Source organism: Achromobacter sp. SIMBA_011 (assembly GCF_046535435.1).
GTDB classification, from domain to species: domain Bacteria; phylum Pseudomonadota; class Gammaproteobacteria; order Burkholderiales; family Burkholderiaceae_B; genus Achromobacter; species Achromobacter dolens.
This window is the reverse complement of the sequence record NZ_JAWRWN010001198.1, coordinates 1-237: the sequence shown is the minus strand read 5'-3', so window position 1 is coordinate 237 and position 237 is coordinate 1. Positions and strand designations below refer to the sequence as shown.

At 55.7% G+C, this 237-nt stretch carries 1 pseudogene; it reads right to left on the bottom strand.

The window, feature by feature from the left end:
• Positions 1-139: pseudogene (locus SB816_RS34845) on the bottom strand (SAM-dependent methyltransferase); the annotation flags it as partial.
• Between the last annotated feature and the right edge of the window lie 98 nt (positions 140-237).

Here is a 237-nt window from a genome sequence, read left to right as displayed (position 1 = left end):
GGGGCGCGCCGATGAGCTGCTTGAGGTCGTAGATGGCCACCCTAAGCACGTGATACTCCCAGGTATGCGTGCGAAGAAACCAGATGCGGAAGCGGGGTTCTGGAACATAGGCGGGAGCGTGCGTGCGGCAGGACGTCATGGGTCTCTCGTCGGAATGTTGGATTTGTTGACCGCCTGTTGTAGTTTGCAACTCCAGATCGTGGCGTGAGAAACGTAAGATATCCAATCCATCGAAAT